General features: G+C 47.9%; 13 protein-coding genes. 8 read left to right on the top strand and 5 right to left on the bottom strand.

The genetic code is table 11. From position 1 onward, the window contains the following. Window positions 1-627 carry a hypothetical protein gene (locus AB1611_20445; protein ID MEW6381953.1) on the bottom strand — a complete coding sequence of 209 codons (627 nt, stop codon included), beginning with the start codon at window positions 625-627 and terminating at the stop codon, window positions 1-3. 660 nt (window positions 628-1,287) lie between these two features. On the opposite strand from AB1611_20445, the gene AB1611_20440 reads away from it, so the two are divergent. The 8 genes from AB1611_20440 (at window position 1,288) to AB1611_20405 (ending at window position 11,730) form a co-directional block, all read left to right on the top strand. Next, the gene (locus tag AB1611_20440) at window positions 1,288-2,718 is read left to right on the top strand and encodes a porin (GenBank protein ID MEW6381952.1); all 1,431 of its coding nucleotides are present in this window, start codon (window positions 1,288-1,290) and stop codon (window positions 2,716-2,718) included. 16 nt (window positions 2,719-2,734) lie between these two features. Then, entirely contained in the window at window positions 2,735-4,078 is a 1,344-nt protein-coding gene (locus AB1611_20435; GenBank protein ID MEW6381951.1) for a GEGP motif-containing diheme protein, read from the top strand. Window positions 4,079-4,295: 217 nt separating this feature from the next. After that, window positions 4,296-4,925, top strand: a complete 630-nt coding sequence (dcd, locus tag AB1611_20430; GenBank protein ID MEW6381950.1) for a dCTP deaminase — start codon at window positions 4,296-4,298, stop codon at window positions 4,923-4,925. Between the two features lie 782 nt (window positions 4,926-5,707). Next, window positions 5,708-6,646, top strand: coding sequence for a M23 family metallopeptidase (locus AB1611_20425; protein MEW6381949.1), 939 nt, complete (start codon window positions 5,708-5,710; stop codon window positions 6,644-6,646). 127 nt (window positions 6,647-6,773) lie between these two features. Then, a complete protein-coding gene (gene secA / locus AB1611_20420) occupies window positions 6,774-9,455 on the top strand; it encodes a preprotein translocase subunit SecA (protein MEW6381948.1) in 2,682 nt (893 codons plus the stop codon). A 12-nt stretch (window positions 9,456-9,467) separates the two neighbouring features. Then, complete coding sequence (locus tag AB1611_20415; protein MEW6381947.1) at window positions 9,468-10,289, top strand: nitrilase-related carbon-nitrogen hydrolase; 822 nt, start codon at window positions 9,468-9,470, stop codon at window positions 10,287-10,289. Window positions 10,290-10,307: 18 nt separating this feature from the next. Beyond that, the gene (locus tag AB1611_20410) at window positions 10,308-11,147 is read left to right on the top strand and encodes an SAM-dependent chlorinase/fluorinase (protein ID MEW6381946.1); all 840 of its coding nucleotides are present in this window, start codon (window positions 10,308-10,310) and stop codon (window positions 11,145-11,147) included. Between the two features lie 268 nt (window positions 11,148-11,415). Then, window positions 11,416-11,730 (top strand): hypothetical protein, encoded by a 315-nt coding sequence (locus tag AB1611_20405; protein MEW6381945.1) that lies wholly within the window; start codon window positions 11,416-11,418, stop codon window positions 11,728-11,730. A gap of 523 nt (window positions 11,731-12,253) precedes the next feature. On the opposite strand, the gene AB1611_20400 is transcribed toward AB1611_20405, so the two are convergent. From AB1611_20400 to AB1611_20385, 4 genes are all read right to left on the bottom strand, one after another. Further along, window positions 12,254-12,664: a pyridoxamine 5'-phosphate oxidase family protein gene (locus tag AB1611_20400; protein MEW6381944.1), complete on the bottom strand. Its 411-nt coding sequence runs from the start codon at window positions 12,662-12,664 to the stop codon at window positions 12,254-12,256. Window positions 12,665-12,691: 27 nt separating this feature from the next. Further along, a complete protein-coding gene (locus AB1611_20395) occupies window positions 12,692-12,943 on the bottom strand; it encodes a ferredoxin (GenBank protein MEW6381943.1) in 252 nt (83 codons plus the stop codon). Between the two features lie 219 nt (window positions 12,944-13,162). Further along, a complete protein-coding gene (locus AB1611_20390) occupies window positions 13,163-14,110 on the bottom strand; it encodes a hypothetical protein (protein ID MEW6381942.1) in 948 nt (315 codons plus the stop codon). A gap of 222 nt (window positions 14,111-14,332) precedes the next feature. Then, on the bottom strand, window positions 14,333-15,466 hold the full coding sequence (locus AB1611_20385) for an O-antigen ligase family protein (GenBank protein ID MEW6381941.1): 1,134 nt from the start codon (window positions 15,464-15,466) through the stop codon (window positions 14,333-14,335). Window positions 15,467-15,691 lie beyond the last annotated feature (225 nt).

Here is a 15,691-nt window from a genome sequence, read left to right as displayed (position 1 = left end):
CTACAGCCCTAAGATGGCAGCCGGTGTCAGGTAAGAAGTGACTGACGGCGGAGGGAACAAAGTCGCGGCGTAGGAAGCCGGTATCGTAATACCTGCTGCAACAGCCGCGGCCAGAGCAGGGGGAAGCGGAGCCACGGAAAAGAGCAGGCTGGAATAAGACTGAACAAAATAGCTGTTAGCCAGGAGCCCATACTGCTGCAGCCAGAGGGGATCCGTAGGAGGCAGAAGATTATAGTCCACCGGCAGGGTCAAAGGAAGCGGGGCTCCCGCTGAATCGATCAGGTTGCTCGGTGGCCAGAATTCTACGCCGTAGAGAGGATCGAAAAAGGCCATGCCATAGGGAGTATTGTACAGGAGCCAGGGATACGACAGACTCGGGTCCCAGGTCAATCCAGGCTGCACCGGCAGTACGGTTTTCGGTGTCAGGCTGGTGACGAGCGGCGTCGGCAGGCCGGTGGTGGCATCAACCGGAGAAAGAACCGACGACCAGAGCGGCCACAGGGTATTGTAAGGCGGCAGAGCTGCCCAGTTGTCCTGAGCATGGCCTGAGCGGGAAAGCGTGAATCCGAAAAGGATCAGAAAAGAAAAAACGGCCAGGATTGCTGTGTTGAACTTCTTGTGAAACATGTGACAGACTCCTTTCCATAACCTTGAGAAATAACAAAAAATACAACCTCAAACATCATAAAAAACAATACTGCAACAGCAGAGTATCTCCTGGAAAGCCACAGAACGCCCTGGAGAGCATTGGACCACTCCCCCGGCAGAAATTGCCTCATGAAGAGCAGGGAGGAGGACGATTCACATACGTAATGGCAAAACTTCTGGTAATTCTCACGAGGGGCACCTTTCCCTCATTATGCCACATCCACTGACCTTTGTCTGACTGGTACCTGCTTACGCTCTTTGGATACCTGTTCTGGCAGACTCTCATTTATCTGAACGAGGTAAGAGCAACTATCATGCCCTGGAAGGGGCAAGTGGCTGTTGTGGACTTTATTGGACTTTCAAAGGGATATGGATAATTGAATACGGCAGGGTTCCATATTCTGTATGGATGAAGAACATGATGTTTATGAGGGTGCAAGGTTTGAACCCATCATGTTATTACCAGTAACTATAAGTTGCTTTATTCTTGACCAGGGAGCCTAAAACAGGTAATATACTAATAATAGGCAATGACAGGACCCTGCTCTCGCAGGGCCCCTATAGTAATCCGATATCAATCACCACAAATCCAAAATAATCCTGGAGGATTTCCCAGCCGTCCTCTCGAAGGGGTGCTTCATGGAGTGTGTTCAGGATTTAGCGCCGCCGGTCAGGACTAATCCGCTGTTGACTCTTGTTATTCCGGTTTTTATTATCTCCGTATGCCTTCTCTTTCCAGATACGGCAGCCCTGGCGCACAAGCTTACCATGACCGACCAGCCTGAATCTGCCCCTGACCATCATCGCGCACGCCGCTCCATCCCCGGAATCTCTCTGTCCAGCGATTTGCTCAAGTTTGCCGCTGACCATGAAGAAGCATTCGACCTGCACCTGGGAGGGGCACTGCAGGTAGACTATCGGTATTACCGGGAGAGTTGCCGGGCGGATAATCGCTTTGATATTCGAAAGGCCAGCCTGTCTCTCGATGGGCTGTTGAGTCCTCCCCTTCATTACCGGATAGAATGGGAATTCCAGGGAAACGATCCCAAAAATCTGGTTGAGGCCTATGGCGAATGGGAAATGCATCGCCTGCTTGTTTGCCGGATCGGTCAGTTCAAGGAGCCCTACAGCCTTGAGGGGCAAACTCAGGACAAGGCACTCTTTTTTGCCGAGCGCTCGATGGGCTATTCGTATACACCGGACCGCGATGTAGGTTTGATGCTCTGCGGATCTTCCTCCCCGGAGATTATTGCCTGTTATGGTGCCGGTATCTTTAACGGGGATGGAAAGGATGGCTCTGCCTGGGGGAGCCGGAGGGACCAGCCGGAGGTCGCTGTCCGTCTGGTGCTCGCTCCGTTATGCATGATTCACTGGCCGTGGCTGAAATCTTTCCAGTTTGGAGGCTCACTGTCCCAGGCACAAATTGATCTGTCCAACGTCAATCTCGATGTTAAAAGCAGCGGGATGGTCGGGACTAACCGCAGCCTGTTTGTGCTGAACCAGAATACCAAATTCGGTGTCCTGCAAAATGTCAAGGAGCGGGATCGATGGGCGTTCGAGGCAGCCTGGGCCATTGGCCCTGTGGCTCTCATGGGGGAATATCTAGGCCTGAAATACAAGGGGCTGCAACCTGCCGGCAAGCCTGGCCGCAAGGCTGTATTTTCATCCTGGTATGCAAGTGTCCTCATCTTCCTGACCGAAGAATTTCCCAGGTTTCAGTCAGGGGTGCTCCAGCCGGTAAAGTTCACGGAGAATCCCGCAGCAAACCTCAGGGATAAGCATAACCGCAGCGCAGCAGCCGACGACGGCGGGCTTGTTCTGGCCATTCGCACGGATCATTTTTCCGGAGACAAAGAATGGATCAAGGAAGATGCCTTCGTTTCGGCCAGGGAAGCGGACGCAATCAGCGTTGCCGTAAATTGGATTATCGATCCCCTGTATCGTCTGACCGTGGATTATACCGGTACTGATTTTTCCGATCCCATCCGGGTAAGGGTAAATCCTGATGGAGAGGTAGACTACATACGGGATGAGTATGTACTCACCACACGTTTCACCATAGCTTTTTAGAAGCAAGGAGGGAAAAATGATGAAAAAGGCAGTATTCATGGGTATCCTGATGGTTGTAAGCTTCTCTGTTTCTCTTTCCTTTTCGGCTTATCACCACATGGGGGAGAAGGATTCAGGCAGGTTTTTGAGCATTTATCCTGATAAGGCAGGGACAAAACTCGATCACTGCGCCCTGTGCCACAGCGGCGGGCAATATGAAAAAAAAGGCAATAAGGTCAACCTGGGCAGTTGTCAGTGGTGCCACTATTCCTATGGATATGATGGAAGCGGTAATATTCTCACTACCATAAATGCCTATGGGAAGGCCTACCATGACGCTGGCCGGAATGCCGCTGCCGTGAAGGCAATTGAAAATATCGATTCGGATGGGGATGGATTCACGAATAAAGAGGAGATCGAGGCCAGCCGGTTTCCGGGCGATGCCGGTGACGATCCGACGAAAAAGGTCGCTCCCTTTCGGGTTTACAGCAAAGCCCAATTGGAGGCCATGCCGCAGCACACCCAGTTCCTGCTGATGAACACTTCACGGCAGGGGGATTTCTATGCCGAATACACCGGTGTTCCGATGGAGACTTTACTGAACGATGCCGGTATTCTGGATTCGGCAACCGGAATCAAAGCCTATGCGCCGGATGGATGGTCCAATTACCATCCTCTTGACCCTGATCCTGACCCGGAGCTTTATCATATCAGGGGTGTCTATCCCCCCGCATCCTTTCAGTATGATTCTCAGGCGGATACGGCTTTGGGCGGCTGGTGTGATTACAGTGCCCCATCCTGTGCTGGCCGGAATCATAACGACCCCATCTTTGTCAAAGGGGGGCTCAAGGCAATTCTGGCTGTCAAACGTGACGGCGCGTATTTGACGCCGGGCATCCTTACCAAGCAAAATACACTGGATGGAGAAGGCCCTTTCCGGCTGGTCGTCCCGCAGAAAACGGCAACTCCTCCGGATCAGTCTTCGACCTCGAAGAATCAGAATGTAATCTGGCCGTATGAAAATACCTGGGACCATAACGCCGGTTCCTGCTCCCGGTCAGTGACTATTATCAAAGTAGAGCCCCTGCCGCCAGGCACTACGGACATTGATATCCTGGAAGCCGGCTGGAACTATGTGGATCAGGAAAAAATCATCATCTATGGAGCTATCAAGGATACCGCATCTCCAGCCGCCTGTAGCGGAGACTTGAATGCAGATGGAAGCATCTCGCCGCAGGATGCCCTGATCGCCTTCAGGTGCTATTTGGGGTTGGTGCCCTGCCCTGAGTGCGCTGATGTCAACGGAGATGGCACGGTTACGCCGGTTGATGCGCTGTGCCTGTTTCATAAATATTTAGGACAGCCTTCCTGTTTTGATTAAGTCTCGTAGCAGCTCGGCTCACAGGAAACAGCAGCAGATCTCATTTTCAGCTTACCGCTATCGTCGGGGCGCTCAACCAGGAGTGCCCCGTTTTTTTGTTGAAAGCTGTAAAAAAAAAGTTGACTGGAAACGAAGAGAACAGGTATGATAATATATATTCCATTATTTTGTTAATTTTTATGATTATATTCATTTAATCAACTAAACTGAGGAGAAAATGGTTAAAGATGGAGTTTTAACAGACAAGGATATTAAAGAATTAATATCGTCTGGAATAAAAATTGTTGACCCACTAGAAGAAGATTTTATACAGTCAGCCTCTATAGATCTTCGGTTAGGGGATGCTCTTTATAAGTACGATATGCAAGACTATCCTTTAGGGGAAGAGATAGGTGATGACAAGATAAAAAAAGAGAGTTTTAAAGAGCATTCATTAAAAAACGGTAATACTACTTACATAGGGCTATATGAAAGAGTAGATATCCCTGAAAATATGATAGGTCTTATTATGCCAAGAAGCAGTATTACGAGACTGGGTATTTCTATCGCCCCGATTTATATCAATCCAGGGTATGAGGGGCAAATGCCGCTAACAATATCCAATCTAAGTGGCAGGGATATTACACTGAGACCTATGACAAGGGTAGTGCAACTTATTTTGTTCTATTTATCCGGGACCCCAGAGAGAACCTATGGCGATCTTACTGGTGCTAAATATCTCAATGAAAAAATTTCCCCATCGAAACTATACATGGACAAGGAAATTGAAAAAATAATAGATACAGTAATGGAACGAGAAACTCCTGTTCTTTTTAATTTAGTAAAAGAAAAGATCAAAAATGAATAAGCCAGGAGTTGAAAAAGACATTTTGAAATATATTACGGAATGATTGCAAAGAAGCTCTTATAACTCGGACTAAATGGGACAAAGTGCTTGAGGTAGGAATAATATTTACAACTGCCATTCTTGCTATCCTCTTGGTTATAATATCAACGATATCTTTCCTTGGTCCCGACACTATCAAAAATTTTATATGGGTCTTAAAAATACTCTCTATTTCAACCTTTGTTATATGCATTGCAAATTTAGTATGTTATGCCTTGTCAAAATTTAAATCATAATCCCCTTCCGACATAAACCCGACAAACGCGATCCCGGAAAGGCCAAAAAGAATGGTGACAAAGAGGAATAATGCCATTCTCTTCATATTACTTTCCAGCGATCTTTGGTGTACGTTTTTTGGCAGTTTGATAGCTATTAACATATTGAAAAATAATAAAAAAGAGATCAATTCTGAAGATCCCCTTGAAAAATCCTCCTGAATGTTCTATTATTCATCCTCTTGAGTACTCCGGAAAAATCCGGGAATACAATCATTATTTGGGCAAGGGTTGTTTCGTGCCGATGATTATTTCATTATTGCCGATGAATAGGAGAGGAGAATATCTTTCATTTTAGCCGATTTGTATCCCAAGCAATCTACAATTAACCTGACGAGCTTCTTGAGCAGGCGCCGGAATATTTCCTGAATCAGGTAAGGGGACTGTCATCTGGAGAAGAGGGGTATGGTTCTGATACGATCAAGTTAACCTGTGTCACTATTATTACTGAGGGGGTGGAAGTTGAGAGTGCAGATTAAGATACTGAAAAGGGATATCGGAACGATTTTGATGGCTTTTTTATTTGTTCTTGTCTTTGGTATTTGCTTCTCCTTTGATTTTATTAAGATAATTCCGCTGTGTGAAGCCCCGACTCTGGCCGAGGCGAATATCCATTCTCTTGAGACTGTGTCTCCCGATTCGCTTCTCAAAAGCGAGAATACATCATCAGTACCATCCATGTTTTCACCAACGGAAAGAGATACGGACGGGAAGAGGCAGCCAGCCCTTAACCTTAGCCTTGATCAGGGAACATTATCTGAGGATTGGAATTCCTCCTCCCGACAGATCATGTTCTGGACCCTGGAATGCGGCACCGAGGAATTATCTCTCAAACCCGGCACGGTATTGATTGATTCATTTCGCCTGCCCAGGCCGGATGATGATCTCGAAGAGATCGACATGGCGCTGCTTGCCCAGGAATACGGCAAGTATAGCAAGGGAGAATCCAGCAGCCGGGAGGAGCTTCTGAGCTCGATCAGAGGCCAAAAGGAAAAGGAGCGGCCGTCCTTTCAGCCATCTCCCTGGCCTACCTACGGCTGGATCAGCTCTCCCTTCGGGTATCGGACATCCCCTTTTACCGGGAGAATAGCCTTTCATAAGGGAATCGATATCGCTGCCCGCCTGGGAACCCCGATTTATGCTGTCAGCCAGGGAGTTGTTACCTTCAGCGGCCGCAGAGGAGAATATGGCAATCTGATTATTATCCAGCATGCTTTCGGTTTTTCCACTCTCTATGGACATAATTCGATAAATGTTGTAAAATCAGGCGATAGGGTTGAGTGTGGCCAGCTTATAGGTTATATTGGAAATACGGGGAGAAGCACTGCACCGCATTTGCATTATGAAATCATCAAGGATGGCCGGTGCCTTAACCCGAGAAAATACCTTTTGGCTAAGCTTTTTTAAAGGCAGGACCTGCTTTTTCAGCCCCGCGAGAGTTCAGGTGATAAAGCTTACCTTGAGAAATTGCCAATTGGGCAGCCGCGAAGCCGGAAATAAGAACTATAGTATTGGGAAAAAGGATTATTAGATAATGCTTCAAAGTTTATTAACCAAGATTATTGGAAGTAAAAATGAACGGGAAATAAAGCGGCTCGGTACATACGTAGAGCGGATAAACGCTCTTGAGCCGGAGATGAGCCGTTTAAGTGATGCCGATCTTCGGGCCAGGACTGACAAGTTCAGGCAGTATTACCAGGAGAAGATGCGGCAGATGAAAGCTGAACAGGGAATCAGCGATGAGCGCCTGGCTCAGCTCAATCTCCTCGACCTGAAAGACAAGGTGGAATCAGAGAGAATCCATAAGCTTTTGGCCGGGATAAGAAAGCAGATCCTGGATGAAATCCTCTGCGAATCCTTTGCCGTAACCCGTGAGGCGGGCAAGCGTGTCCTGAAGATGCGGCATTTCGATGTTCAGCTCATGGGAGGAATAGTCCTGCATGAGGGGAAGATCGCTGAAATGGCTACCGGAGAAGGGAAAACTCTGGTGGCCACACTTCCGGCCTGCCTGAATGCCATTACCGGCGAGGGGGTCCACATCGTTACCGTCAACGATTATCTGGCCAGACGCGATAGCGAATGGATGGGGGGAATCTATCAGTTCCTCGGGCTGAGTGTGGGCCTGATCGTTCACGATCTGGATGACAGGGAGCGCCAGAGGGCCTATCAATGTGACATTACCTACGGGACCAATAATGAATTCGGCTTTGATTACCTGCGGGACAATATGAAGTTTACGCTCGCTGATTATGTCCAGCGAAGACACAACTTTGCCATCGTGGATGAGGTTGACAGCATTCTGATCGACGAAGCCCGTACCCCTCTGATTATCTCCGGTCCCAGTGAGGGAACTACTGATGAATATACCAGGGTTGACCGGGTCATTCCCCATCTGAAGCGTGATCAGGATTATGAGATAGATGAGGAAAAACGAACCGTTACCCTTACCGAGGAGGGAATCCTCAAGTCACAGCAGCTCCTGGGAATTCATGATCTCTACGAGCAGCAGGAGGGCCAGGAGGGAGAGATATCCGTCAAACATCTGGATACCATTCACCACCTCGAACAGGCACTGCGCGCTCATAAGCTGTTTAAAAAAGATGTGGACTATGTGGTCAACCAGGATGGGGAAGTGATTATCGTCGATGAGTTTACCGGACGCCTGATGCCGGGCCGAAGATACAGTGACGGACTGCACCAGGCCCTGGAGGCCAAGGAAGGAGTCAAGGTGGCGCAGGAAAACCAGACCCTGGCTACCATCACTTTTCAGAATTATTTCCGCCTTTACGAAAAACTGGCCGGTATGACCGGATCGGCGGATACTGAAGCCGTGGAGTTTCGCAAAATCTACAACCTGGATGTTATCGTTATCCCCACCAATAAACCTCTGAGGAGGACCAATTATCCGGATGTCATCTATAAGACCGAGCGGGAAAAATTCAATGCAGCCCTGGCTGAGATCGAGGAATTGCATAAGATCGGCCGTCCGGTTCTGGTGGGAACCATTGCCATCGAAAAGTCCGAACATCTCCACGAGCTGCTCAAGCGAAAAGGCATCCCCCATAATGTTCTGAATGCCAAACATCATGAACGGGAAGCGGAAATCGTGGCCCAGGCAGGCCAGAGGGGAGCGGTCACCATCTCCACCAACATGGCCGGACGAGGGACCGATATTGTGCTGGGAGAGGGAGTGGCAGACCTTGGCGGGCTGCACATTCTGGGTACGGAACGGCACGAGAGCCGCCGGATTGACAATCAGCTCCGCGGACGGGCAGGACGGCAGGGAGACCCGGGATCCAGCCGGTTTTATTTATCGCTGGAAGATGATCTCTTACGCATCTTTGGTGGCGAAATGATCACGAATGTCATGAACAGGCTGGGCATTGATGATGGTCAGCCAATCGAGCACAACATGATCAGCAAAGCTATCGAAAGAGCACAACAAAAGGTGGAGGCCAAAAACTACGAAGCCAGAAAGCACCTTCTGGAATATGACGATGTGATGAACAAGCAGAGGGAGGTCATTTATCAGCAGCGGCGACAGGTGCTGGAGAGAGATGATTTGAAACCCCTCATCGATCATCTGATCAGAGACTGCCTGGATGATTGCATAGCTGCCTATACTTCCCGCAACAGCCGGCCTGAAGACTGGGACCTCAAGGGCCTGAGCACTGCCCTCGCCAGGCAGTTCTGCCTGCGGTATGACCTGAGTACGATTCCCAGTGATATTTCCCCGGCCCAATTGTATGATCGAATCCTTGAAGCAATCCTGACTAATTACGAGAATAAGGAAAAAATCATTACCAGTCCCATGATGCGCCATCTCGAAAAGATGATCATGCTCCAGTCCATCGATCTGCAATGGAAGGACCATCTGCTGGAAATGGATCACATCAAAGAGGGCATCGGGATGCGGGGATATGGCCAGCGGGACCCTCTGATCGAGTATAAAAAGGAAGGTTTCCGGCTGTTCAACGATCTGATCGACCGGATCAGGGAGCAGACTATCCAGCACCTCTTCATGGTCCAGGAGTATCGTGAGGAAGAGGAGCGGGAGCGGCGCAGAAGAATCAAAGTGCAGCGGGAGATCGATCAGGCTGCCCGGGCTGGCGCGGAGAAACAGGCACCCATCCAGAGAAAACAGCCCAAGGTAGGGCGAAACGATCCCTGCCTGTGCGGGAGCGGGAAAAAATATAAGAAATGCTGCGGGCAATAGGAGAAAGTACCAGTGCTCAAGGTTGCCGGAATTCAGATGAAATGCCACGCTGATGTGGAGCAAAATATCCAGAAGGCTCTGTCCATGCTTCACATGGCAGCGGAGGGTGGAGCAGTGATGGCCTGTTTTCAGGAGCTGTTTCATACTCACTGGTTCCCCCAGAAAAAAGGGCCGGAAAGCTTTCAACTGGCCGAAGATGTACACGGCCCTCTCATCAAGACGCTGAAACATAAGGCCAAAGAGCTGCAAATGGTCATTATCGCCCCGATTTTCGAGAAGGAAAACGACACCTATTACAATAGCTGTGCGGTTATTGACCAAAATGGTGTTCTTCTCGGCGTATACCGGAAAAATCACCTTCCTCAGATTCCTCTGTGGGAAGAGACGTATTATTTTTCGCCCGGCAATCTGGGGTTCCCGGTGTTCCGTACGCAACTGGCCACTATCGGTATCCAGATGTGCTGGGATAATTTTTTCCCCGAAGGGTCCAGAATACTGGCCCTCAAAGGGGCGCAGATTATCTTTTGCCCTACGGCCTGCGCTTTTGCCTCCTTTCAGAAGTGGGAAAAAATGATCTCGGCCAATGCTATTGCCAACGGCGTCTTCTGCTTCCGAATCAACCGGGTCGGCCAGGAAGGGGAGCAGAGCTTTTATGGCCGCACCTTCTGTATCGATCCTGACGGAAATCAGATGATGAAACCCAGCAGCCACCATGATGGCATCATCATGGCCGAAATCGACCTGAGCCTGATCGAGGATATCCGAAAGGGGTGGTCATTCCTGAAGAACCGCCGTCCGGAGATCTATACCGAGATTACCCAGCCAAAGACCTGAAAGGCAGGGCACGAGACCTTGTCAGACAGACTGTTACCCGGTAATAGCCATGAGCCAATCATTACTCTGACCACAGACTTTGGTGTGCATGATCCTTTTGTCGGCATTATGAAGGGAGTCATCCTCAGCATCAATCCTAATGTACGGATTGTAGATCTTTGCCATCACGTCCCGGCCCATCAGATCCTCGAAGCATCGTTTCTTCTTGGCAGCTCCTATCGGTTCTTTCCGGCAGGGACAATTCATGTGGTGGTCGTCGATCCCGGTGTCGGCAGTCAAAGAAGGCCTATTCTGGCCCAGGGGAAAAACTGTTACTTTATAGCTCCGGATAATGGAGTTTTATCGTATCCGTATCAGGAAGAGCGGCCAGACCTTCAGGTATTTCACCTGACCCGCACGGAGTATTTCCGTCCGATTGTCAGTCATACCTTTCACGGCCGTGACATTTTTGCTCCGGTATCTGCCTGGCTTTCCACAGGTCTTGCACCCCATCTCTTTGGCCCCGAAATCAACGATTATCTGAAGCTTGAGATTCCGGAGCCCCGGTGCCTGGCTCCTCAGGTTTACGAGTTCCAGATCATCCATATCGATGCTTTTGGTAATCTGATTACCAGCATCGGCCAGGATTTTTTCTTCCGGGCGCTGTCTCAGGGCAAAGGAGAGCGATTCTCTCTTGAGCTCGCCTCTCAGACTATCACCTGCCTGCAAACTCATTATGCCGCTCTGGATCAAAGCTCCCGGATCGGCGCCATTTTCGGAAGCACCGGCAATCTGGAGATCTTTGCCAACCGGGCAAGCGCCAGTAAGACACTGCACGTAAGCGTCGGTGATACCGGAAAAATTACCTTTCTGGCATAAGGTACAAAAGGCGGTTGTATTTTGTTGCACGTATATGCACCATTTTTCACAGGTTATCATGACGTAATTTATTCCCATTCCGCGTAACCATCAGGTTTTGAGGACCTTGGCCACTCCAGAATGGCTGGCATTGAGATTGCTTAAATTCCAGATGCGGATATTTGGGCTATTGGTAAATACAACCCGCTATTAGCCAGTCAAAGTATTTCATAACCTCTCGGGAACAGGAATTCCTGGCAGTTTGGAGATGTACAATAGAGCATTTATCATGAGAAAAGCGGCCTCGTTTATCATCTTGTCTTTACTTTTCATAGTACTTCTCTTCTTTTCCTTTAGTATTGTCAGCTATGTGAGCTGCCAGCACCTTATGCCTGACGAGGTCCTGGACTTCAGTCTGACTTTAAAGAAACGGGGTCAGGAACCGCTCGGTAAATTGGCCATACCGAAAATCGTGATTCGCGCCACAGATGTTCTCCGGTTCATGAACAGGCTTGTATATTCGCTCCTCTGTTGTCGTTATTTTGAAACTCCTGATCGAATCTACTTTCCCGCCTTTCTTTCAACCACGATCATCTTATCCTGAAATAACTTCTCATTTTCGAAATCTTTTTTGTTAACCCGGTGAAATCTCCTAACTCTTTATTTTAAGGATACAGTATGCGTCTATTATTACCGAGCAGCTCAGATAAAAAGCTTATTTATACCTTTATTATTTTCAGTCTCACCTTTTTCGCAGTAGCTATGATAGCTTTGTTTATTGTCATTTACGCCAGTGATGCTGATGAAATATTTCAAAAAGATCAGAGGCCTTCGACAAATCGCGTGGAGCGGGAGGTCAGGTTTTCACCAATTCAATGGACTTATTCTTCAGTAATCACCAAAACAGACGAGAGACCATACTCAATGAAGCGGTAGAATATCTCCAGGGCATGGTCTCCTGCTCCATCCGGATGCACCTTCAAAATATCGAAATGACGGTTTGGCCAAACACCAATGCTTCCATTATATCGAGAAACAGCTTGATATCCGAGTACTGACTGCCACAATTGCGGTCAGCGAAGCTAATTGCCCTGATAATTACGGCAGCCAGTACTTTGGCCAATACCTTATGGCAAAGGGCCATCAGAATGGGGGCCGCTGGAAAAGAATAAAACCTCTTCAATAGCTATATCGATCCGATAAGACTGGGAAGGAATACCCAGTTCGTCGGGCTTTTCCCCTGGAATATAGCCATTCAGAATTGCAGCCTCGTGGATGGACTCGATCTGGCCCAGCATTTGATAACCTTTTTGGGTCTGCTGGTCAAAGATAGCTACGGCAACCCTGGGGTTTTCCTTCAGGTTTTTGATAGTGGACAGACAGAACCAGCTCTCAAACCTCATTGTCCTCTCTTTGACCCATTGGACCCCCGTTTCCATAGCCAGATGAGGAAACCCTCTCCGGTCAGCAGTGCCAATGAGCACCAGACTCGGATGGTGCTGAACAAACTTTTTCACCTGCTCGATTGATTGATTCAATTCATGTTTCCTTTTGGTTATCGTGGACTACTCCCCTTCCTCCTCTCCTCCTTCCTCCCCGTCATCCCCTATGGCATCTACCGGGCATTCCTCCAGTGCCTGCTGGCAGTTTTCCAATTCCTCGTCATCATCAGGCTGCTTATAGACATAGTAAAACTCCTCTCCCTGGGTAAAATTCTCCGGTGCAACGTCAGCACAGTTACCACACTGAATGCAGCTTTCGTCCACGTAAAAAGGTCCATCTACATTTTCTGCAACTTTTCTCTCTCTATCGGCCATATCTTATTCTCCTCTATCGTTATCCAACCCCGATGATCAGTCGGGCTGATCAGAATAATAATTCGACCAAATGCGGAATTTCGTTTACATCGAATATTAAATTTTATAATTTCAAGTAGTTAAGGCTATCACCCTTTGTTGATAGCTCAATGGCTCCGATATGAAAAATACTATGCTCACACTACCGGACACATTTTCATACCTGTTAATAACCATGAATTAGTTGTCGTAGGAAATTCCGTGGGCATCAAGCTGCTGTTCAAGAAAACTGATCGTTGCCGATATTTCCTGATAGTAATCTTCAGCACATATCCCTATGGATTTTTCAAGAGCAAACTTCATGAGAGATACCATATCCACTGTTGCAGGAATTTCAATTCCATGAGCTGCAAAAAACCTTTCGGATTGTCTGGCCATCTGCTCAGCAACCAATTGTATTGCCAAATCCTCAGTCTGAGCGAGTGCCAGTCCATAAATAACAATGGTTTTTCTGAACTGCTCTTCAGCGGAGAAGATACCCATGGCAGCTTCAGGATAGCTTCCATAATAGACAGTAAAATCCTGAGCATAAGCTTTAATGAGAAGAAGGGGGAAATTTGAGCTCCGGTTTTTTGCCGAAAATATCATCTTTCTGCCGATACAAGGGTCCTGGCGTTTAATCAGGATGTCTATTCCACGCTCGAGACAATAGTGAGCAAATGCCAGCGCCATGTCATCGGCTAGATTCAGTTCCCCGTAACCTGCATTCTGCTCCAATATCTCCTTCAGAAGATAGGATTTGGTAATTATATACCCTTCATCTCGATCAGAGGTAATGCTCTTTCGATGGGCTGTAAAATCGGCACCCCATATTTCATTGTGGCTGATAAAGCCAAAAGCCAGGGCTTTTTCTGTTTGCAGTTTTGCTTCATTCCACACTTTCATAAATTCGGAATGGACTGTGATGGAAGGACTCTGGTTCAAAAAGAGAGAATTAAAAACATCCATGCCGGTCCCGCCATACATCTCATTGATGTTTGCCAGCCTGTCTTTTTTACCAAGATGATCATTGATAAATGTATGCGTGGCTGAACCCCAGGGAAATGCATTTGAAGAAAAAAAGGCCACTGCAACAAGTGCTATTCCCAACGACGGCAGCAGTATTCTTTTCATGCTGATTCCTCGCATCGCCCTTTCTCCCCTTTGACTCAGGTGATACTGCGAGTAAAGAAGGTTCAAGGAGTTAAGCATGCAACGACGGCAAAAAACGACTGATATGAAATCTTATCGGCTGGTTAACGAGAAAGGAATTGTCGATTGAGCGATGTTTACAATCCAGATTGACTGTTTAAAAACGGGGCTAAGAGGCGGACATGCCTTTTCTTCCCCCCAGTGCCATTCCCCCCAGGACTACACAAATGATCGCATTAGCCATTGGATGGAGGGCAAACTCGGCCAGGGAATGGATCGAGATGGCGAACATACTCCCGAGTATTCCAAGCCTGAGCAATTGGGTAAATTGTGTCCGTGCCTGAGAATATCTCTTGAAAATTGTGAAAAAAAAACTGCCAGTATCCAGAGGATGATCCCCAGTGAAAATACCCCCCACTCTGACATGACCTGGAGATATTCACTATGGGCATATTTGTCTCTGAGGTCTCCGACATGGTTTTTAACATACTCCTCACATAAGAGGGGAAAGGTTCCGGGTCCACCTCCAAGCAGGGGATAAGCCCGGATTATTCCCCAGGTCCCCTTCCAGATCGGCACTCTTCCACTGACACTCTCGATCCTTTGTTTACTCATCAAACCGGCAACCTCTTTCCTTACACTGCAATAACCCATTACCGCGACACACAGAAAGATGGCCCCGATAACCGGCAGCAGGGAAACAAAAATTCTGCCGGAAAGAGTCCCGGATTTCCTTTGGTGAAGAACAGCCATCACCAGAAGCGCACCCAGGAGAGAAATCCATCCTCCTCTTGACAAAGTGAGGATAAAGGCTATCACCATGAGACATATACAATAGCTTATTATGATCTTCTTGCCAAAGTCCCTGGCATGAAGCACCATAACCAGGGCAATCGGGATGACCATAGCCAGATAAGCGCCGAATGGATTTGGGTTGTAGTAGGTATAACTCAGTATCCGGGCGGACGATCCCAGGTATTTGAGAAGACCCAAGAGGGCTGCTGTACTCCCTGCAGCAATTATGGTAGAGAGGATTAATTTTACCTGGGGGCTATCCTTCAGGGAAAACTTATTTACTATAATATAAAATAAGACTATATAATCAAAGAAGTTCCAAAGCGTCCATAAGCTTTGTGCTGGAGATACGGAGAATGCTGCTGAAAGGACAGAGAGCAGGACAAAACAGAGTATCGGATAGTCAAGAGGGGTGCGGACCGGCCGCACCTTTTTCCTGCTGCCTGCCATTTCAACCGCCCAGAGGGCCAGTAAGAGAAAAACCAGACTATGGACCAGCCATACACTTGCCCCCCGCTCTGTTCCTCCGAGCAGAGGGGTAAAGAATATAATCGACATCAGGATAAAAGTCATCAACACGGTAACCTAAATTCCGGGTAAGCAGAGTTTCATTAAATAGCCAATTCTATGCTAAAAATCTCAAATTGTCTATAGTATTCTCACTACCGGACACATTTTTAGAAATAGATTGAGAACACATTAGCTGTCGCTCATGATATACTCTAAGTAATTGAAAAAATAATTAAAAAGGAGTATATCATGAGCGACAATATGAGAACATAT

Source organism: bacterium (assembly GCA_040755755.1).
In the GTDB taxonomy this organism is placed as follows: Bacteria; SZUA-182; SZUA-182; order DTGQ01; family DTGQ01; genus DTGQ01.
The sequence above is the reverse complement of the archived record's forward strand: the minus strand, read 5'-3'. Positions and strand labels throughout refer to the sequence as shown.